Source organism: Sphingopyxis terrae subsp. terrae NBRC 15098 (assembly GCF_001598815.1).
GTDB classification, from domain to species: Bacteria; Pseudomonadota; Alphaproteobacteria; order Sphingomonadales; family Sphingomonadaceae; genus Sphingopyxis; species Sphingopyxis terrae.
In genome coordinates this window covers 163,252-182,856 of record NZ_BCZQ01000014.1, presented here as the reverse complement: position 1 = coordinate 182,856, position 19,605 = coordinate 163,252, and the positions used below count along the sequence as shown (strand labels likewise).

Here is a 19,605-nt window from a genome sequence, read left to right as displayed (position 1 = left end):
TATATTGCATCCCATGCCTTGAGCGCCGGTGCGACTGAGAGATACCTCCATACTCCCGCTCTACGACGGAGCCGGATAATGCCGAATATATCAGAAGTTTTGAAAGGCAGGCGGGCCGCGGCCGCGCCTCGCGTGATAACGCTGCCTTCGCGGCACGAAGCGGACAGGCGATCTGCAGTCGAGAGTTGGGAAAATGAAGGCGGCCACTTCCCCGAGTTCGCGCCCATCCGAAACCCGAGCGCCGCAGTTCCCGAACCGGCGGTCACCGAATCCGAAATGCAGAGAGCGGAGATAGAGAGCCTGACCCGTAAACTCGCCGACGACTTCGCCAACGGGCGCGTCGGCAAACGGTACAGCACCTATCAACATCGCACACGGGTCATTCGCCAACTGACGGCGATATGGGTCGCAGGGCGCCACTGATCACCCCCGGCAGGCTGCTTGGTGTCCAAGGTCAGCGGCGCATCCACTCCAGTCCGTCATTGCTGTCCGAACTTCGCGTAGCGGCCCAGGCAGCGAGGGCGCATTTCGCGCGCGTCTCATCAAATTTTCCAGTCACCCCAAGTCCGTTGATAAAATCCCGATTAAAATAATACATATTACCGATACAATTTATCATGATAGGAAGAAATGTATCGAATCTTGAAAATATTATTTCATAAAACGGAAATATAGAGGAACAATGTCAACTGCGGAGTGTTCATCAATAGCGAGCGGCATCTTGCCAGCTCCAGGAGCCTCCCAAATGTACAGGTTTATTCTCGCGGCGAATATCGCCGCCATCGCCCTTGTTCCGTCCATCGCCGGCGCACGAACGCAGTCGCAGGCGACCTGCGAAGAACAGCGCTCTACGCGTGTCGTCGCCACCATCGGAGGTGCCGCAGCCGGCGGCGTGCTCGGCAATGTCGCCGCCGGTCGTGGCGACAAGACGGTCGGAACCGTGATCGGCGCCGCCGCAGGAGCCGTTCTCGCCAACCAGATCGCCAAACCGACGCGCGATTGCCGCGATGCCTTTGGCTATTACGACAATGAAAATCGCTGGCACGCCACCGGCGTGAACTCCTCCGATGCCCGCGGCTATTATAATCGTGACGGGATATGGGTCGATGGTCCCCCCAACGGTCGATATGGCAGCGATGGCCGCTGGGTCACTTACGCGGCGTCCAGTCGCGGAGAAGGCGACTATCGACCGGGCGGCGAATGGGTGCCCGCATCGGCAAACGGTTATTACGATCGCGACGACCTCTGGGTTCCGGGTTCGGCAAGTGGTCGGTATGACGATCGCGGGCGTTGGATCGGAAACACCGCTTCAAACCCGCCAACTCGCCGCGACGACGCCTATGGCTATTACGACACCGCCGGCGCGTGGCACGCAACATCGACCGCGCGCGGCCGAGCTACCGGCTACTATGACCGCGATAATAAGTGGGTCACCGGAACGCCGAACGGCTATTATGACGAACGGCGCAACTGGATTCCCCAGCGCGAGGACGGAACTGCAAGCGGCAGCTATGACGGCCAGAACCGCTGGATACCTGCCTCCTCGGCGGGCTATTATGATGACAATGATCGCTGGATATCCGGTGCGGCGAGCGGGCATTACGATCCGCGCGGCCGCTGGGTGGCGGGCGTGACCGTCGGCCATTATGATACGAACGGCCAGTGGATTGCCGGTGCTGCGAACGGACGCCGCGATGCAAACGGCAATTGGGTCGCCGATCCGCATCCGGGCTATTATGATCGCAACGGCCGATGGAACGCCGGCACGACGACCGGCTATTACGACGCCCGTGGGCGCTGGATCCCTACCGGGCGCGAGGGCATGGGCAGCGATTATGGGACGAACCGTCCCGCTATTCTCTCGCAGCTCGCCAACCTCGACCAATATGTCCGCACCGCCCGGTCGGAGCGCACGATCGACAACCGGACGGCCATGAGTGCCACCCGCGAGCTGCGATCCATTCGCACCAGCGAGCGGGCCATGCGGCATGACCGGATGGATCGGTTGTCGACACGCAACGAAGCCGCGCTTCAATCAAGGATTGATCGCCTGAATCTTCGCCTGCGGCTCAGCCCGCAGTAAAACGAACGCCCATTAAAGGGGATCTGCCGCCTCCGCTCAATGCGGGGGCGGCAGTTTTTCATCCCGATCATAGCGGAAGTTGGCAGAACCATCTTGTCAACCGGCCGCGCCCGCTTCAGCCCGCACCGACCGGCGCGTCGTGCACGATCGAAACCCTAGTTCCGGGATTGGCGCCCACCGTTTCGACGGTCGCGTGAAGCTGTCTCGCCAGGGCTTCGACAATACTGGTCCCGAGGCCGGGCTTGGCCGCAGCCAGCTTGCGCGGTGTGCCTACGCCGTCGTCACGGACCGTCAGCTTCCATGCCTCGCCCAGCGCATGATAATCCACCAGGATCGTTCCACCGCGTTCGCCCGGGAACGCATGCTTGAGCGCATTGATGACGAGTTCGGTCACGATCAACCCGAGGCTGACCGAGATGTCGGCATTCACCATGCTGTCGTCCGCGCTCACCTTGAGCGAGACAAGATTCGGGTCGCGGATCATCGAGGCGCCGAGGCTCTGGCAAAGCTGCGTGAAGTAGGCACGCAATTGGACCTCGCCCAGCCGCGACGCCGCCAGTTGTTGCTGGACTGTGGCAATCGACATCACGCGATTATGCGCATCGCGAAGATGGCTTCTCGTCTCTTCCGACTGCACCCGCCTCGCGCTCTGCATGAGCACGCTGGCGATGATCTGAAGGCTATTGGCGACGCGATGCTGAAGCTCCTGAAGCAGGATCGCCTTCTCGCGCAACAGGTCATCCTTCAACTTTTCGCTGATCCGCGCTTCGGTCACGTCCGAAATGGTCAGCAGCAAGCGCGGCTGGGCGAGATCGCCATAGTCGAGCATTTTCGCACGGAGCACGAGCCGGCGGGGCGCGCCCGGGCCATCGAGGTCCATTTCATAACATTCTATCTCTGCGTCGCCGTGAAAGGTGACGCCAAGCAATGTCCGAAGTTGCGGCACGTCCCACTCGCCGTCTCCCAGTTCCATCGGCGTCCGCCCAACGGCTTGCCGCCGGTCGAGCGCGAAGGCGCGGCAGAAGGACGTGCTGGCCGCAATGATCGTGAAATTCTGGTCGAGCAGAAGGGCGGGTGCGTCGGAGGCGGTAATGACGGCAAGCGCCAGATTGAGCGCGACGTCGGGGTGGGTGGTGCGGATCATCATGGCCCCTTTCGGGGAGACCGGAGAGCTGACGGGCTTGAAAGCCGGGTCCGGGGAGAAACGGCGCGCTCGCGAATACGACAAGGGCGCCCTGAACATGGAGGGTATATCATGAATGCAGGGGCGGTGCGCGAAGATTCCGTTCCATCGGCGGTTACGCGCGATTGATTGAGCAAGGGGTTGGGTATCGCCTCGTGTCGCCATCGCTCAGTAAATCCAAGCGACCGCTTTTAAGTGGCGAGTGACTCGAGCCGAAAGGCTGAAATCAGGCGCGAAGCCGACATGAGGTTGCACTCAAATTGAGCCCAATTCTTCTCGCGTTCGCCGCGCGAGAAAGGAATCATGCGCCAGATGAGGAGCAGGAGGGTAGAATGCGAAAAACAAGTATCGTGATGGCGGCATTATGCCTAACTGCCTGTTCCTCTCGCGAGGCTCGCAGCGTCGAATATTTTGAAGCGCATCCCGATGAGGCCGAGGCGGTGATCGCGGCTTGCACCGACGGATCCGTGACGGGAACTGAATGCGCGAACGCGTCCTTGGCGGTCAAGCTCGCCGAAGATCGGGAGCGCTTCAAGCGCTTCCGCGGCAAATAGCCCTAGCCGGCATCCCTTGCTGTTGCTTCCAGATCGGCGATGCGTTCGCGGCAAATCTGTTCGACGATTGATGCGAGCGCAGCCACGCGATCGCCGAGCCATGACAGCTCTTCCTCGCTGATCCGGTAATGCTTCGAATATCGTGCCTTGATGTAAGCCTCTTTCAATTTCTCGAAGCGGGCGCGGTCCGCCTTAGATTCGCGAGGCCAGACGTCGGCAAGCCTTGCATCGATCCGCTCGGCTTGCGTCCGGAGAAAAGCGAGATTGTGAACATGGGGACTGTAGAACGAACAAACGAGAAGGGCGCAGTTGTATAGACGCTCGGTCGTTTGATGGAAGTCGAATGCCGCGTCCTTGAAATAGCCCTTCCCAACGTAAAACTGGGCTCCTTCGAGCCTTTTGATCGCGGATGGAAACCACTCCTCAAAATATTCACGCGCCATCTCAAGCGCCGCATGCGGCGTCTTCGGCTGCGGCTCGGGCAGTTCGTCATCGACAGCCTGGTAAATCGCGATCCCGTCTCGCGCGACGTCCATGAAGAAATAGCGCCCCTGCGACAGCCCGGCATTCACCTCACCCGTGCTATGCACGATGAAGTTTACCGGCGTCCGCAACGTCTTTGTGACCGACAATTCCCGTATGAGGCGGTCGTCGAGCTTCGACCAATATTCGACGCGGTCGGTCAGCCGATCGTCATTGACGATGATCAGCAGATCGTAATCCGACTGATAGCCCTTCGCGGTGTGCGGCTCGTCGACCCACCCTCCCCGCGCATAGCTCCCGTACAGGATTATCTTCGAAATCCGCCCCTTGCGCTTCCAGTCCTGCGTGGCGAGCGCCAGCGCATCCTCGAATTCCTCGAAGATGATCCGGACGATCCGCTCGAGCTCGCGGTGCTTGTGGGGAGGAAGATGGTCGACGCTGCTTCGCATTGCCCGTCACCCTAACAAGGTGGCGACACCCTTGCACGCCGAGATTGATCCGGTCGCAAGGATGCCGCCGTTTTGCGGCCGGGCCCGTCGCGCTCTCGAACGCGGTAAGCGAGCAGCCATCGACCTTGCCGTCGGCAAGAAGCAAATAGAGCTGGCGAAGGCTGTCGCGCGCATAATGCGATTCCAGATTGTCCTCGGGCCGGAACATATTCTGCCCGCCGGTCTGCCGCTGGCCGCGCGTGATCGCCCCCATCGAGTCGAGACGCCGCGCGATCGTCGAGATGAAGCGCTTCTGCGCCTTCACGTCGGTCGAGACCGGGCGGAACATCGGCGGATGCTTCTGGTTCGTCCGATTGGTGCGCCCGAAGCCCTGAATCGCGGCGTCGGCCTTCCAGCCCGCCTCGAGCAGATAGTGGATGCGGCGGCGCTGGTTCTTCGCGCCGAGGTCGGCATGATAGGAGCGCCCCGTCCCGCCGGCTTCCGAGAAGATCAGGATCTGTTTGGCATCGTCCATGAAGGCATGGGTCTCGCCGATGTTGGCGCTGCCCGGACGGTTCTGGACTGCGAACCGTACCGACCCGTCGCCGTTCGCCTTGGGGACGATCCGCCGCGAGCGTCCGGTGACCTCGGCAACCGCCTCGGCCCCAAACTGCTGGACGATCTGGTCGAGCGCCCCCGGCACCGGCGGCAGCGATGCGAGCTTTTCGATCATTGCATCGCGGCGTCGGACCGCCTCGCGGTTGACGATCGGATTGCCGTCCCGGTCATAGGCGGGACGCGACGAGAGATTGCCCTCGCCATCCGTGCAGGGTTCGAACAGCTGCACGGGAAAGCTGTGCTGGAGATAGTCGAGCACATATTCGCGCGGCGTTATGTCGAGCGACACATCGTCGAACTCCTTCGCCGGGATCTCGGCGAGCCGCCGTTCCTGCAGCGCCTCGCCGGTCGAGACGATCTGGACAACGGCGGCATGACCCTCCTCGAGGTCGCGCTTGATGCTCGCGACGACGCTCGGCGTCTGCATCGCGGTGATGAGGTGGTTGAAGAAGCGCTGCTTGGTGCTCTCGAACGCCGATCGCGCCGCCGACTTCGCCTGCGCGTTGAGCGTGCCATGCTCGCTGCTCGTCACGCCAGCGGCCTCCATGGCAGCATCGAGATTGTTGTGGATCACCTGGAAGGCGCCGGCATAGCTGTCGTAGATGCGCCGCTGCTCGTCGGTCAGCGCATGTTCGAGCAGCTCATATTCCACTCCATCGAAGGACAGCGATCGCGCGGCATAGAGACCGAGCGCCTTCAGGTCCAGCGCAAGCACCTCCATCGCCGCGACCCCGCCCTCCTCGATCGCTGCGACGAATTCCAAGCGGGTCGCAAAGGGGAAGTCGGTCCCGCCCCAGAGCCCGAGCCTTTGCGCATAGGCGAGGTTCTGCACCGTCGTCGCACCCGTGGCCGACACATAGACAATGCGCGCATCGGGGAGAGCATGCTGCAGCCGCAGCCCCGCGCGCCCCTGCTGCGAGGGCTTCTGGTCGCCGCGCTCGCCCTTGCCGCCCGCGGCGTTCGCCATCGCGTGCGCTTCGTCGAAAATGATGACGCCGTCGAAATCCCGCCCGAGCCATTCGACGATCTGCTCGATCCGGCTCGCCTTGCCCTCGCGCCCCTGCGACCGAAGCGTCGCATATGTGGTGAAGAGAATGCCTTCGCCGAGCTTGACCGAGGTGCCCTGCTTGAAGCGCGACAGCGGCGTGACGAGCAGTTTCTCCTGGCCGAGCGCCGACCAGTCGCGCTGCGCATCCTCGAGCAGCTTGTCCGACTTCGAAATCCAGAGCGCGCGGCGCCTGCCCTTCAGCCAATTGTCGAGAATGATCCCGGCCACCTGTCGACCCTTGCCCGCACCGGTGCCGTCTCCCAGGAACCAGCCGCGCCGGAAGTGGACCGCCGACCCGGCATCGTCGCTGGCCGCACCGACGCTGTCCCAGTCGTCGTCGACGTTCCATGCACCCGATAGATGCCCCTGATGCGCCTCGCCCGCATAGATGACGGATTCGAGCTGCGCGTCCGACAATATGCCTTCGGCGATCAGCCGCGAGGGCAGATGCGGGCGATATGAAGGTTTGGGCGGCGCAACCGACGCCATCGCCGCCGACTGAACGAGTGCCGTCGGATGCGGACGGGCGAGCGAGATCCGGAGCGACTGGAGCGCATAGGGCTCATAGATGCTGTCGGCGAGCTGGCCCTTTGGCGGCGTCCAGTCGATCAGCTCATAATCGAGTTCATCGACCGTGCCGCCAATGTCAGGGACCGCCGGGTCGCCACGTTCGGCACCGCGCTCACGCTGACCACCAAGCGAGGCCGCGATCTGCGGCACGACAATGGGCTGTGCGCCCGCCGGCGGCCCCGAGCGCGGCGGAAGCTCCTCTTCGACCCACTGCAGCAGCGTCCGGGCATCGGGCGCCTCGCCGCGGCTGGCAATGAAGGACGTCGGTTTTTCCGCTGCGACCTTGTCGATGACGAGCAGGCGCGTCGCGGTGGTCGTTCCATGCTTCGCATAGACTTTGCCCGAGACGGCGGCAGAGAAGAGCAATGTCCCCTGCTCCTGCAAGCGCTCGAAGCCGGAACGGAAAGCCGAGGCCTCGGGCGAGCAGTTCGCACCGACGATCGCCACGAGCCGGCCGCCGTCGCGGAGCCGCGCAAGCGCGGAAGCGACATGGCGTAGCGCAACATCGCGCATTGGCCTGTCCACATTTGCTGCGGCCGAGAAGGGCGGGTTCATCAGAACGACATCGGGCACCGCGCCCTCGCCGAGGCGATCGTCGATCGAGGCCGCATCGTGACGCGTCACCGCAGCTGAAGGGAAGACAAGATCGAGGATGTCGGCCCGTGCGTCCGCATACTCGTTGAGCAAGAGCCTGGCACCGGCAAGCTCGGCATGGATCGCGAGCATCCCAGTGCCCGCCGAAGGCTCGAGCACGACGTCGCCCACCGAAACCGACGCCGCGCGCCCGGCGACGAAGGCGAGCGGCAGCGGCGTCGAAAATTGCTGGAACGATTGTCCCTCCTCCGAGCGCCGCGTCTGGGTCGGGATGCGGCTCCCGAGCCGCTGCCACATAGCGAGGCGGCTCTGGTCCGACCGGCTGCGGACCGCCAAGGCGCCGCCATAGCGGCGCAGCAGCATCACCTGCGCGACCTCGCACGCGTCATAGGCGGTCTTCCAGTCCCACGCCCCCTCCGCATCGCCCGCGCCGAAGGCGCCTACCATTGCCTCGCGAAGCTGGCCGGTGTCGAAAGGCGCTCCGGCTTCGAGCAGCGGCTGCATGAGCTCGGCAGCGGCGATGATCCGTTCAGCGGCGCTCGCGGGAACCGCTGCACCGGAGGACGCGGCGGCGCCCGGCGCCGCCTCGGGAAGAATGTTTCGCATCGGTAAATCCTCGAGAGAGAGGGAAAGGGACGAACCGCCCGCCGCTCTCTCTCGGACCCGGGCCGTTCTCCCTTCCCGGCCCCTCTCTTGCTCTCAGCCGAAGCGCCTCCCTTCCGCGCTGAAGCTATATTCATTGGCAGCGATCGCCTCGTCGACGGCCTCGTCCGAATTCAGACCGTCGAACTCCTCCTCGAGCCGCCGATAGAGCCAGCGCGCGAGATCGCGGAGCGCCTCGGTCACTTCGTCCTCGGCGGCCGGTGTCATCTCCTGATAGACCGGGCTATCGCGCTCGACCGAGATATCCATGCAATATTCGTGATAGTATCGGCCGCGATGCGTCGCGCATGCGCGCAACTGGAAGAAATTGCACCATTGGATGTCGGCGAGGGCATCGGCGATCCGATGAAGCTCCTCATCCGTGGGGGCATAGGCGCGGATGGCGGCGGACGAGCCCTTCGCGTAGCTATAGTCGCCCTCGAAGCAGGCGCCGTCGCCCTGGCTCCAGAAACCCGAGAACCAGATGCAAGGCTTTCGCCGCGTTCCGCCACCGTAGAGGCGGACAGGCCGCGTATGCAGTCCGACCCCGAGGATGGTGCAGATGCGCTCGAAATCGTCGTAGACGAATTCCCACCATTCATAGTCGAACCCGCCCTGGCGGTACCATTCCCGCGCTTTCTCGCGGGCTTCTTCCGATAACTCGTCGATCTGATAGACCGTCGTTTCGATAATCTCGGGCATGGGGACCTCCATTTCGCGAGTGCCGAAAAGCCGAAAGCCCGGCGCAAGGGCCGGGCTTTCGGGATGGTAAGAGGGAAGCGGCCCGATCAGCCGGGACCGGAATCTCCGGACAGGCGGGCGACAGCCTCCTCGAGCCAGCCGGCGGTCGATACCGATTGGATGTCGTCCGCCGTGATCAACGTCGCCGCGCCACCAAAACCGTCGGGGCGCATCTTCGAGCAAGTCCACGCCGCTTCGACCTCGACATAGTCGAGCGACGAGCGCTTCACGATATCCTGGAAGATGCTCTCGAAGCTGATGACCGACAGATCGAGTTCGAGTTCGTCCGCGTCGGCATCGACTCGTGCGAGTACGTCGCGAGCCAGATCTGCGAGACTGCTCTCGATAGCTTCATCCTCGGCGAGCAGGGCGCGCGCCTCGGCGATGTCGAGGAATACGAGATCGCCCGGTCCATGGCTGGCGCAAAAATAGACATCGTCGCCAACCGCTTCTTCCTCGAAAATTTCGCCGAGAATCTTTCGTTCGAGCGCGGTCATTGCCGCGCGCGGAATATCCGGGCGAATGACGGTCTGGGAAAAATAGTCAGCCATGACCCACCTCCTTTCCGGCCGCATCGCCTTCGTCCTCGATCACGAGCGGCGGAACGGTGAAGTCGGCGGCGTCGAAATAGGCGAGCACGGCCTCAATGCTCCCGCGCCGTTCAACTTCACCGCGATCGATCAGGACCCGATCGGATTCGTCGGCAATGAAGGAGTCGGGCGCGCCCTCGCCCCGGTAGATGATCCGCTCGGCGCCCCATTCCGCGAAGAAGCCGCCGGCCCAGAAGTGGTAGGCAAGACCATGGTCGGCGCAGAAATTCTCGAGAGTCTCGACCTTTCCCCACGCAACCCCATTGGCAAAAAGCTCGAGCGGCTCGCCCTCGGTGCGATGCGAGAGCTCGAAGGCGGGGCCGTCCCATTCGGTCGACAGACCTTCAGCAACGATGACAGAGGCCAAGGCTTCATAGTCGGCGGCCGAAATCCGGCCGCCGAGGGTAAAGGTGACAGAAACGCGGTCAGCCATGACGACCTCCCCACGCGATGGGCCGGCGAACAGGCGCAGCCTGACGATGAAAACTGTTCATTTCACTTCTCCGAAAAAGCGAAAGCCCGGCGCAATGGCCGGGCTTTCGAGGTTGAGAGTTCAAGTCGCCGCGTAAAGCGGCGCGGAATCATTCGGCGGCGATCACGGCCGCGTCATCACCTCCTTCCCTGTCGTCTGCCAGAAAGGCGGGCAGTGCCGCCGCGCCGTCGTCATTGGCGCCCTCGGCCGCACCTTCACCCTCGATGTCGGGCGTCCGCATGCAGGCGGGAATCCAGTCACTCTCCGCGAGGAGCCGCTCCGCTTCGCGGGCCATGTCCCCCTTTTTGAGATGGTCGATCATGGCGGCAATATTCTCGCCCCGTGCCTCGGTGACGTCGGCGATGATCAGCGGCTTCGTCACGCTGCGGAAATAGCCGCCCTCTGTCGGCCGCCAGCCGGCCGCATAGACATCGAGACCGACCGCGCGCGCAAGGACGTCACTGTGCGCGAGACGCCGCGCGACGCCGTGCGCCGATACCCGGCCATTGTCATATTTGGGGACGATCTCGGCCTGCGCATTGACCGCGACCGACACGCAGTGTGCAAGCAGCAGCGCCCGATCCTCGTCACCCATGCCGAGCAGATGATCCCACACCTCCCCGTCCGATTTCGGCAGCCGTTCCTTCCATTCGGCTCCGCGCGCATCGATCGCTTCGGCGGGCGCGCAATCGCGGAGGTTCGAGGGGGCGTTGCTGAAATAGACCCGGCTCGCCGCGACCTGCAGGCAGCTTTCCTTGCTGAAGCTGTAGAAGCAGCCGAGCACGAGCGCATGCAGCAGCGCGAGATAGGCGGTCGCAGGATCCTGCGCGAAAGCATCTTGCAGCGCGAGCGTCCGCCAGCCAGCCGCCGCCATCGGCCTCGAAAAGGTCGCGCACGATTCCGCCGCCGGCTTCGACATAAGCGTCGGGCGTCACGAAGCGCGCCCGCTTGTCAGCGGCGCGGACGACATTCTCGGTCAGCTTCTGGCGGATGAGATGCGGCGCGAGACTGCGGCTTTCGGTCAACAGCTCGAAGACCTGAACTTGCCGCTCGAAATCATCCGAGATCGTGAAGGCCATCAGCTGTTCGAGCGAGATTTCGTCGTCCGCATAGGCGTCGTGCAGCTTTGGCGAGACTCCGGCGAGCTTCAGGCGCTGACGGACGACTGCCGGAGTGACGAAGTGGTGCGCGGCGATCGCTTTGACATCGTCGCCCTTGTCCACCATCGCCTGCATGGCGCGAAACTGGTCGAGGGGATGCAACGCCTCGCGCATGGCGTTTTCCGCATAGCTGTCGTCCTCGGCGAGGATGTCATCGTTAGCTGCGCGGACAACGCAGGGGATCGGCGCGTCCCTCGCGAGTAGCTTCCGCTTCACGCGCAGGCCGAGCGCGCGGTAGCGCCGCCCACCGGCCGGTATCTCATACCGGCCAGTTTCCTCGCCCGTCTCGTCGAGAATGGGCCTCACATTGAGGCCATGGAGCAAACCGCGCCGCGCAATATCATCGGCGAGGGCTTCGATGGAAACGCCAGCCTTGATGCGCCGGACGTTGGATTGGGAAAGCTCGAGCCGGTCGAGCGGGATGTCGCGCGACGGGTTGAGGGTGAGCTTGGGTGCCGATTTGGCCATGCCATTTCTCCATGGCGGGCCGCCGGAAGCCTCTCTCCCGGCTTGCTACCCGCCACGAGAATCGTTCGCCCTCTCCCTCTTCGGGCCGCCGAAGGCGGCCGCTTGTGAAAGACCACCGCCGCACCGCACCGTGAGCCGGCGCTCGTGGACGTGTTTTATGTCATTAGGAGCATAGGATTTGTTTATGCTCTTTTATGCATATTTTTTCCTTATGCTAAAAATAGCATATTGACCCTTTATGCGATTTAGAGCATATAACATTCCAAGGAGACTATCATGACTCAAGTCGCACGCTCACCAAAGCAATTGGGGAATCTGATTCAGAGAGCACGCCGGCAAAAAGGGCTCACCCAGACCGAATTGGCCGGTCTGTCCGGACTCCGTCAGGAACTGATATCGAAGATCGAGGGCGGCCATGACGGCACGAAGCTCTCTTCGATATACATATTGTTTGCCGCGCTCGGTCTGGACCTGCTGGTCGATAGCCGATCGCATGGCGCAGCAGTCGAAATCGAAGACATTTTCTGATGCCTCGTCACCGCGCCCATGTCCCTCTCGATGTCCTCGTCAACAACCGTCCTGTCGGGCAGCTCATCAAGGAAAGGAGTGGAGCAACGAGCTTCCGATACGTCCAAAGCTGGCTAGACTGGCAGCATGCGTTCGCGATCTCATTATCGCTGCCGCTACGCGAACCCGCCTATAGCGGCGCCCCCGTCACCGCAGTTTTCGAAAATCTCCTTCCCGACAATCCGAATGTTCGCAAAACGGTCGCTGAGCGGACCGGAGCCGAAGGCGCCGATTATTACAGCCTGCTCGAACGCATTGGCCGCGATTGTGTGGGCGCGATGCAGTTCCTGCCGGAGGGGACGGCGGTCGAAGCACTTCCGGAAATCGAAGGCGAGGTTGTCGATGAAGGCGAGATAGAGGCGATGCTCGCCAATCTGGCGCGAACGCCGCTCGGTATCGATCTTGACCATGAATTCCGCATCTCCGTCGCCGGCGCTCAGGAAAAGACCGCTCTTCTCTTCAGCGAAGGGCGCTGGATGCGTCCCCTCGGCACGACACCGACGACCCATATTTTGAAGCCCCAGCTCGGGGAAATACCGACGGCCTTTGGAATCATCGACATGCAGAACAGCGTGGACAATGAGCATTATTGCCTGCATCTGCTCGCTGCCTTCGGCCTGCCGGTCGCGCCCAGCCATATCGAAACCTTCGGAAAACGCCGGGTACTCGTGGTAGAGCGCTTCGATCGCCAGCGACGCGGAAACCGTATTCTGCGCTTGCCGCAAGAAGATTGCTGCCAGGCGCTCACGGTTCCTCCGGCCCAGAAGTATCAGAATAATGGTGGACCGAGCGCGACTGACATCCTCAAATTGCTCCGAGGGGCAGATGAGCCGCTCCGCGATCAGGCCGCCTTCTTCAAGAGCCAAGTGCTTTTCTGGCTGATCGGCGCGACCGATGGCCATGGAAAGAATTTCAGCGTCTTCCTCCGTCCGGGGGGACGCTACGGCTTGACCCCTTTCTATGACGTCCTCTCTGCGCAAGGCGCTTTCGATCTCAAACAAATCCCGAACAACAAGTATAAACTCGCCATGTCGGCAGGCGCGAGCCGCAAATACCGGATCCTCGAAATCGTCGGTCGCCATTTCATCGAGACCGCCCAAGAGGCGGGACTCGGCGCGACGACGATAAGGGCGGTCCTCACGGAAATATTAGAGGTAGCACCCAAAGCCGCGGCGACCGCACTGTCCGAAATGCCCGCTGACTTTCATCCAGCGATCCACGACAGCATCGCAAAAGCGATCGACGCGCGGCTACCACGGCTGGAAACCGCGCTCGCGTCGATCCGATAGAGACCGGGCGCCGAAAAAGGGGACTGTCAGCCGGCGCTCGTCTGAGCGGCCGGCATATAAATGCGTACAATTGACCCGAGCAGCATGTCGCCCGGGCATCCGTTTATATAGGGGACTTGAGGAACGGCATAACGACGCACCCCGCGGATCACTTTGGATTTCAGGGAAATACGTCCAACGACATGTCGGTCTCCCTCCAGGGGAACGATCGACGGCGAAGACCCCGCCTGCTCCGGAACTTGAGATGAGCTCGCCCGTCATCGTTGGCACGCACGGAGAAGCGAGCCGTGCCTCTCTTGCGGCAGGCCCCGCCCAACCTCTTTCTTTCGGCGATCGACCTCACCCACAAAGTCGCTTCGCCGATCCCTGCTAACTGGGGTCCGGTTGGCAGGGTGGCGCGAGCAGGCTCTCTGCGACGCCTGCGCTATGCGCTAGGCCAACGAGATGCCGCTCCCATGCAGCGAACCCCTCGGCGCGCAATTCGAGTTCCTGGTTCCTGTTATAGATACCTTCAATGCCCTTGCGCTTGTGATTGAGCATCAGTTCGGCGTTTTCATTGTCGATACCGACCCGCCGTGCGTGCGATCGGAAGGTGCGCCTTAGATCATGAAAGTGCCACCGTGAGATGATGCGGCCGGCGAAGGCTTCCATCCGCGCATGAATCCGATCGCGCACCTTGAACCATCCCGCGCGCTGCGGACCGTCGATGCACGGCGATGGAAACAGCCATTCATGGTTGGTTTGGGCAAGCCGACGCCCCCATGGCCCGAGCGCCACGACATTCTCCTCATTGTTCTTCGATCGCTCGGGGGGCAGCGTCCAGATACCGGCAACAACCTCCGCCGCAGGAGCCTCAAACAGTTCGCTGCGCCGCGCGGCGGTAAGCAAGAAGAGAATAAAGCCGCGCCGGTAGGTCAGCTCTTCATTCGCGAGAGCGCGAAAAAGCCACTCGATTTCGTCGTCTGAAAGGAAGCGCGTGTTCGCTTTCGGTCCGGTATCGAACCAGTTCGAGTTGAGCGTGGTTGCGGGATGTTCCTTCAGCATAATGCCCGCCATCCGGCCTTCGCGGCCGGCGCACCATTTCAAGAAGCAGCTGAGCTCGCCCGCCATCTTGTTGGCGCGATGCTTCGATGCGTTCGCCTTGTCATAGACCGCGTCCCAGCAGTCGTCTTCCGTAAGCTCGGCCAGAACTCTGCTCCCGAGCCGCGGCGCAATGTCGCGCGTATAGATCGCATCCTTGTCGGCAATTGTTCGCGGCTTCAGCGTCTTGCGGTCGCCGCGGCGCATCGCTTCCATATAAATCGCATGCGCTGCCGCGACCGACATCGCCAGCGCCCGCTCCATCCGTTGGATCTTGCGCGGATCCTCGCCGCGCGCCACTGCCTTGCTGAGCGGCGCTGCCCATTCGCGGGCTTCGTCGATCGAATGGTCGGGAAAACTCCCCAGAATCAGTTCGACGATTGTCCTGGTACCCGCGATGACACGCTTGAAGCGCCACCGCTTTCGATCGGGCGCGGATACGACAATCGACAGTCCCGGCACTTCACGGTCGGGCAGCGCGCCGCCTTTGAGCCGATCGATGTGGGCGGGGGTGAGAATCACACTCTTGGTCATGGTTACCTCGGACTGATCGAGGCCATGAAACACTCGCTAAAATTCTCGCAAAAGTTGTGTCTAGACTGGTCCAAAACTGACGTGTTCTGTCCAGATAGATCACAATAATCCTCGCTAAATTTCGCATGCCTTGGGCCTCGATGAGCGGCAGTAAACTGCCAAAAATGCGAGGTTTTGAAGGGGTTTGCGACTGGTAGCGGAGGAGGGACTCGAACCCCCGACACGCGGATTATGATTCCGCTGCTCTAACCTGCTGAGCTACTCCGCCCCGAAAGGCCGCCCGTGGGCGAGCGGCGCCTATAGGATGCGCCATGCGTCCGGTCAATATCATGTGCGCGGCCCGCGAAAATTCCTCGCAAAGGCGGCCTCCCACGGGCCTCCGCGGTAGTGATGGGCCGCGATTCCGGTGATTTCGACCGGCCGCGGACGAAAGTCGCGTGCGAGCTCGGCGAGCAAGGCGCGCGCCTCGGGCGGCGCAACCTTGTTCTGCACCGTGACATGCAGGCGCGGCGCCGCCTGATCTTGCGGCGTCAACAGTCCCGCAAAACGATCGGCAATGCGCGCCCGGATCGCGATCAGGTCCGGGCTGTCGATCCGAAACGCAACCCCGCGCCCGAGCGAATAGACAGCCGACACGGCCGCGCGCGGCGGCGGCGTATCGGCGGCGATGGCGCGGAACAGAGCCGCAAGCTCCTCAAGCAGCGACGGCGGCAGATGATGGAACAGCGTGATATGCGCCGAGAGGTAATTGCGCTCGGGCGGGAAATGCGCGCGGCGCAGCGCATCGAAGTAGCGCTGATCGGCCGCGCCCATCGTTCCAGTGATGACGATGGGCGCGGCGCCAGCGACGCGAGCGGGAGGGGGGGTGTCCGCGCCGCCGCTTGCGAGATGGGATGGACGGAGAGCTCGGGAGGGGAGTTCGCTGTCGTCCATGGGACGCCCTTTCTCGCTGCCGCAGCCTCTGCGCCCAAGCGCGTCCGGCATCCAATCGATTAATTGGTTCAGAATGATCGCCCGAAACGATCAGGAAAAATCGCGTGCGCTTACAGGCTGTTCCAGAAAGCGTGAAGCGCCGCCGCAACCGCGTGCGGCCGCTGGGCGATCGCCCAATGTCCCGCATCCCCGATGATCGTCAGCGGCATCGCCCGATTCGCCGCGAACCGCTGCGCCACCGAAAGCTCGACATAGGGGTCGCCCGCCCCCCAGACGAGCATCCCCGCGCTCGGCAAGCGGTCGAGGTCGAGCGCCCAGTCGTGCGCGAAGCTGAGCCCGTGCGCCGACCGATAGAGTTTCAGGATTGCGCGCCTTTTGTCCTTGAGCGCCCATTGCGCTGCTTCTTCCTGCGCAATGTCGGCCGGAACGCCCTGGTCGATCAGTCCGCGGGCAAGCGCGCCGGGACGGCTGATCGCCATGAAGGCTTCGCCCAGCAGCGGCGTGTTCCAGATGCGCGCGACCCGGTGACCGCGATAGTCGGGATCGATCACCGCATTGGAAACCGCCCAGCTCCGGATCAGGTCGGGGCGCAGCATCGCGACGCGCTGCGCAATCAGCGCGCCCCAGTCGTGACCGACGATATCGACGGGACCATGCTGCGCCGCCAGCGCCGCGGCCTCGCCGGTCGCCCAATCGGCATAGGCCTCCTTCGTTGCAGCGAAACCGGCGGGAAGCGGCCCGGTGAAGCCGGGAAGCGCAGGAACGGCAATCGGCGTATCACCCAGCGCCAGAGCATCCAGCAGCGGACTCCAGATCGCCGGACTGTCGGGAACGCCGTGCAGGAAAAGCTTTGCGGTCATTCCCCCGGTCATCGCTACATCTCCCCCCTGTCGCGGCGCAGTTCATACCATTTCTGCACATTGGCATTATGCTCGGACAAGGTGCGCGCAAAGACGTGGCCACCGTCGCCTTTCGCAACGAAATAGAGATACTCATTGGGCTCGGGGTCAAGCACTGCGGCGATCGACGCCTTGCCGGGATTGGCGATCGGCCCCTTGGGAAGCCCGGCCATGGCGTAGGTATTATAACCGTTCACCGCCTGGATTTCGGAGCGCAGGATGCGACGGCCGAGCGGCTTGCCCTTGGTGATCGGATAGATGATCGTCGGATCGGCCTGCAGCCGCATCCCGATGGCGAGCCGATTGGTATAGACGCCGGCGACCGTGCGGCGCTCCGCCGCAACGCCGGTTTCCTTTTCGACGATCGACGCCAGCGTGATCGCCTCGTTGCGGTCCTTTGCCGCAGTGCGCGGGCTCCGCTTGGCCCAGAGCGCGTCGAAGGTCCTGGTCATCGCTGCCTGCATCCGCGCGACCACGGCTGCACGGCTCTCGCCGGTGGTAAAGGCATAGGTGTCGGGCAGCACGCTGCCCTCGGCGGGTACGGCGACCGTCCCCGTCAGGCGCGGCTCGGCCATCAGCCGCTCCCACACCATGATCGACGGCATGCCTTCGGGGACGGTCACGAAACGCTGGACGGTTCGGCCCTCCTGCATCATCCGCAGGATGTCGCCGGCGCCCATGCCCTTCTTCACCTCATATTCGCCGGGCTTGATCGGAGCGTCGGAGCCGAAGAGGCGCGCGCGGTTGCGAAAACCGGTGGCCGAGGTTGCGCCCGCCTTTTCCAATATTTCGCCCGCTTTGGCGATGCTGGCACCGGGCGGAATAACGACCACGGTATCGCGCGGCGCGCCGCCGGAGCAGGCCGCAAGCAGTAGCGCGAGAAAGATGGTCAGAAGGGTACGCACCAAAATCCCACCTCGTTCATGCGTCAGCCGGCCTGCTCGGAGAGCAGGCCGGCGCGACAGAGAGATTTAATCGAGTGCCTTGACGATCACGCTCGCATTGGTCCCGCCGAAACCGAAGCTATTGTTGAGCGCGGCCTTCACCGCGCGCTTCTTCGCCTTGTGCGGCACCAGGTCGACGCCCTCTGTCCCCTCGTCGGGATTGTCGAGGTTCAGCGTGGGCGGCACGATCTGGTCGCGGATCGCGAGGATGCAGAAGATCGTCTCGACCGCGCCGGCACCGCCGAGCAGATGGCCGATCGCCGATTTTGTCGAGCTCATCGACACATCGCCGATCGCGTCGCCGAACAGGCGCTTCACCGCGCCGAGTTCGATCGTGTCGGCCATCGTCGACGTGCCATGGGCATTGATATAATCGATGTCGGCGGGCGTCATTCCCGCCTTCTTCAGCGCCATTTCCATCGACCGATAGGCGCCGAAGCCCTCGGGGTGCGGCGCGGTGACATGATAGGCGTCGCCCGAAAGGCCATAGCCAACGACTTCGGCGTAGATCTTGGCACCGCGCGCCTTGGCATGCTCATATTCCTCGAGCACGACGACGCCGGCGCCTTCGCCCATGACGAAGCCGTCGCGATCCTTGTCATAGGGGCGGCTCGCCTGTTCGGGGCGGTCGTTGTAGCTCATGTTGAGCGCGCGCGCCTGTGCAAAGCCTGCAATGCCGATCGGACAGATGGTCGATTCCGATCCGCCGGCGAGCATGATGTCGGCATCGCCATCCTTGATCATCCGCGCCGCGTCGCCGATCGAATGGGCGCCGGTCGAGCAGGCGGTGACGACCGCATGGTTCGGCCCCATCAGGCCGTATTTGATGCTGACCTGACCCGAAATCAGGTTGATGAGGCGGCCGTGGACGAAGTGCGGGCTGACGCGGCCCGGCCCCTTTTCGGCGAGCAGCAGGCTTTCGCTCTCGATCCCCGGCAGGCCGCCGATGCCCGACCCGATCGAGCAGCCGGCGCGCAGCTTTGTCTCGTCGTCCATCTCGGTCAGCCCGGCGTCTTCGAGCGCCTGTCCGGCGGCGTCGATGCCATAGATGATGAAGGGATCGACCTGCCGTTGCACCTTGTGGTCGACGCGCTTGTTGGCGTCGAAGCCATATTCATGGTCGGCCGGCTTGACCTCGCACGCAATCGTGCATTTCTGGTCGGAGGCGTCGAAGCGGGTGATCGTTCCCGCACCCGACTTCCCGGCAAGCAGATTGGCCCAACTGGTTTCGACGTCTCCGCCCAGCGGCGTCACCAATCCCAAACCCGTCACCACAACCCGGCGCATAGACTTTCCTTTCGTCGGTTCCGGCCCTTGCGGAACCCGGCATCATTCTTGTCGGGGCATGCCCATAAAAAAAGCTTCCCGGCCACTGCGCGCGAGCGCTCGGGACCGGGAAGCCGGAAACGCGTGGGCAGCGTCGCCGCCGCGTCCGGCTGTGCCGGACCGGACCGCTTTAGCCCTTGTTCGCTTCGATGTAGTCGATCGCGTCCTTGACGGTGGCGATCTTTTCCGCCGCGTCATCGGGAATTTCGACACCGAATTCTTCTTCGAACGCCATCACCAGTTCGACGATGTCCAGGCTGTCGGCGCCCAGATCGTCGATGAAGCTCGCTTCTTCGGTGACCTTGTCGGCTTCGACGCCCAGATGTTCGACGACGATCTTTTTAACCTTTTCGGCCGAATCGCTCATGCACAGTTCCTTTTTTCTGACTGTCTCGTGAA

At 62.8% G+C, this 19,605-nt stretch carries 20 protein-coding genes, 1 tRNA gene and 1 pseudogene; 6 read left to right on the top strand and 16 right to left on the bottom strand.

What is annotated here, in order from left to right; all coding sequences use genetic code 11:
* The first annotated feature begins 78 nt into the window (after positions 1–78).
* A complete protein-coding gene (locus STE01S_RS20370; RefSeq protein WP_162928248.1) occupies positions 79–423 on the top strand; it encodes a hypothetical protein in 345 nt (114 codons plus the stop codon).
* 322 nt (positions 424–745) lie between these two features.
* Positions 746–2,083, top strand: coding sequence for a glycine zipper 2TM domain-containing protein (locus STE01S_RS09560; protein WP_062767300.1), 1,338 nt, complete (start codon positions 746–748; stop codon positions 2,081–2,083).
* A 115-nt stretch (positions 2,084–2,198) separates the two neighbouring features.
* Here STE01S_RS09560 and STE01S_RS09555 read toward each other — a convergent pair whose 3' ends face one another.
* A complete protein-coding gene (locus tag STE01S_RS09555; RefSeq protein ID WP_255265925.1) occupies positions 2,199–3,431 on the bottom strand; it encodes a sensor histidine kinase in 1,233 nt (410 codons plus the stop codon).
* A 95-nt stretch (positions 3,432–3,526) separates the two neighbouring features.
* On the opposite strand from STE01S_RS09555, the gene STE01S_RS09550 reads away from it, so the two are divergent.
* On the top strand, positions 3,527–3,820 hold the full coding sequence (locus STE01S_RS09550) for an EexN family lipoprotein (RefSeq protein ID WP_255265924.1): 294 nt from the start codon (positions 3,527–3,529) through the stop codon (positions 3,818–3,820).
* Positions 3,821–3,822: 2 nt separating this feature from the next.
* Here the strand turns inward: STE01S_RS09550 and STE01S_RS09545 are convergent, their stop codons facing one another.
* The 7 genes from STE01S_RS09545 to STE01S_RS19665 form a co-directional block, all read right to left on the bottom strand.
* The gene (locus STE01S_RS09545; RefSeq protein WP_409371975.1) at positions 3,823–4,608 is read right to left on the bottom strand and encodes a HEPN domain-containing protein; all 786 of its coding nucleotides are present in this window, start codon (positions 4,606–4,608) and stop codon (positions 3,823–3,825) included.
* Complete coding sequence (locus tag STE01S_RS09540; RefSeq protein WP_082813287.1) at positions 4,514–8,167, bottom strand: strawberry notch-like NTP hydrolase domain-containing protein; 3,654 nt, start codon at positions 8,165–8,167, stop codon at positions 4,514–4,516. Before STE01S_RS09540 ends, STE01S_RS09545 begins: the two co-directional genes overlap by 95 nt.
* A 93-nt stretch (positions 8,168–8,260) precedes the next feature.
* Positions 8,261–8,905 (bottom strand): hypothetical protein, encoded by a 645-nt coding sequence (locus tag STE01S_RS09535; protein ID WP_062767334.1) that lies wholly within the window; start codon positions 8,903–8,905, stop codon positions 8,261–8,263.
* Positions 8,906–8,991: 86 nt separating this feature from the next.
* On the bottom strand, positions 8,992–9,495 hold the full coding sequence (locus tag STE01S_RS09530; RefSeq protein ID WP_062767294.1) for a hypothetical protein: 504 nt from the start codon (positions 9,493–9,495) through the stop codon (positions 8,992–8,994).
* Positions 9,488–9,967 carry a hypothetical protein gene (locus tag STE01S_RS09525; protein WP_062767292.1) on the bottom strand — a complete coding sequence of 160 codons (480 nt, stop codon included), beginning with the start codon at positions 9,965–9,967 and terminating at the stop codon, positions 9,488–9,490. The genes STE01S_RS09530 and STE01S_RS09525 overlap by 8 nt, the downstream gene beginning before the upstream one ends.
* A gap of 148 nt (positions 9,968–10,115) precedes the next feature.
* Positions 10,116–10,622, bottom strand: coding sequence for a hypothetical protein (locus tag STE01S_RS20980; protein WP_322787074.1), 507 nt, complete (start codon positions 10,620–10,622; stop codon positions 10,116–10,118).
* Positions 10,594–11,634, bottom strand: coding sequence for a ParB/RepB/Spo0J family partition protein (locus STE01S_RS19665; RefSeq protein ID WP_322787073.1), 1,041 nt, complete (start codon positions 11,632–11,634; stop codon positions 10,594–10,596). Before STE01S_RS19665 ends, STE01S_RS20980 begins: the two co-directional genes overlap by 29 nt.
* Positions 11,635–11,910: 276 nt before the next feature.
* Between STE01S_RS19665 and STE01S_RS09510 the strand changes: the two genes are divergently transcribed.
* Together STE01S_RS09510 and STE01S_RS21015 are read left to right on the top strand one after the other, a co-directional pair.
* Entirely contained in the window at positions 11,911–12,162 is a 252-nt protein-coding gene (locus tag STE01S_RS09510; protein ID WP_062767286.1) for a helix-turn-helix domain-containing protein, read from the top strand.
* Positions 12,162–12,428, top strand: a pseudogene (locus STE01S_RS21015) (HipA N-terminal domain-containing protein); the annotation flags it as partial. The gene STE01S_RS09510 and the pseudogene STE01S_RS21015, both read left to right, overlap by 1 nt.
* Here the strand turns inward: STE01S_RS21015 and STE01S_RS20790 are convergent.
* Positions 12,318–12,611, bottom strand: a complete 294-nt coding sequence (locus STE01S_RS20790) for a hypothetical protein (RefSeq protein ID WP_255265923.1) — start codon at positions 12,609–12,611, stop codon at positions 12,318–12,320. The pseudogene STE01S_RS21015 and the gene STE01S_RS20790 sit on opposite strands and share 111 nt — an antisense overlap.
* On the opposite strand from STE01S_RS20790, the gene STE01S_RS09505 reads away from it, so the two are divergent.
* A complete protein-coding gene (locus STE01S_RS09505; RefSeq protein WP_255265922.1) occupies positions 12,564–13,490 on the top strand; it encodes a HipA domain-containing protein in 927 nt (308 codons plus the stop codon). The two genes, STE01S_RS20790 and STE01S_RS09505, sit on opposite strands and share 48 nt — an antisense overlap.
* 369 nt (positions 13,491–13,859) lie before the next feature.
* On the opposite strand, the gene STE01S_RS09500 is transcribed toward STE01S_RS09505, so the two are convergent.
* From STE01S_RS09500 to STE01S_RS09470, 7 genes are all read right to left on the bottom strand, one after another.
* Complete coding sequence (locus STE01S_RS09500) at positions 13,860–15,104, bottom strand: tyrosine-type recombinase/integrase (RefSeq protein ID WP_162928247.1); 1,245 nt, start codon at positions 15,102–15,104, stop codon at positions 13,860–13,862.
* A gap of 191 nt (positions 15,105–15,295) precedes the next feature.
* A tRNA-Met gene (locus STE01S_RS09495) sits at positions 15,296–15,372 on the bottom strand.
* Positions 15,373–15,431: 59 nt separating this feature from the next.
* The gene (locus STE01S_RS09490) at positions 15,432–15,917 is read right to left on the bottom strand and encodes a 2'-5' RNA ligase family protein (protein WP_062767278.1); all 486 of its coding nucleotides are present in this window, start codon (positions 15,915–15,917) and stop codon (positions 15,432–15,434) included.
* Between the two features lie 230 nt (positions 15,918–16,147).
* On the bottom strand, positions 16,148–16,909 hold the full coding sequence (locus STE01S_RS09485) for an alpha/beta fold hydrolase (RefSeq protein ID WP_082813286.1): 762 nt from the start codon (positions 16,907–16,909) through the stop codon (positions 16,148–16,150).
* Positions 16,910–16,911: 2 nt separating this feature from the next.
* Positions 16,912–17,844, bottom strand: coding sequence for an endolytic transglycosylase MltG (gene mltG / locus STE01S_RS09480; protein ID WP_058811979.1), 933 nt, complete (start codon positions 17,842–17,844; stop codon positions 16,912–16,914).
* A gap of 63 nt (positions 17,845–17,907) precedes the next feature.
* A complete protein-coding gene (fabF, locus tag STE01S_RS09475) occupies positions 17,908–19,167 on the bottom strand; it encodes a beta-ketoacyl-ACP synthase II (RefSeq protein WP_003039414.1) in 1,260 nt (419 codons plus the stop codon).
* A 169-nt stretch (positions 19,168–19,336) separates the two neighbouring features.
* Positions 19,337–19,573, bottom strand: a complete 237-nt coding sequence (locus STE01S_RS09470) for an acyl carrier protein (protein ID WP_003039428.1) — start codon at positions 19,571–19,573, stop codon at positions 19,337–19,339.
* Positions 19,574–19,605: the final 32 nt, after the last annotated feature.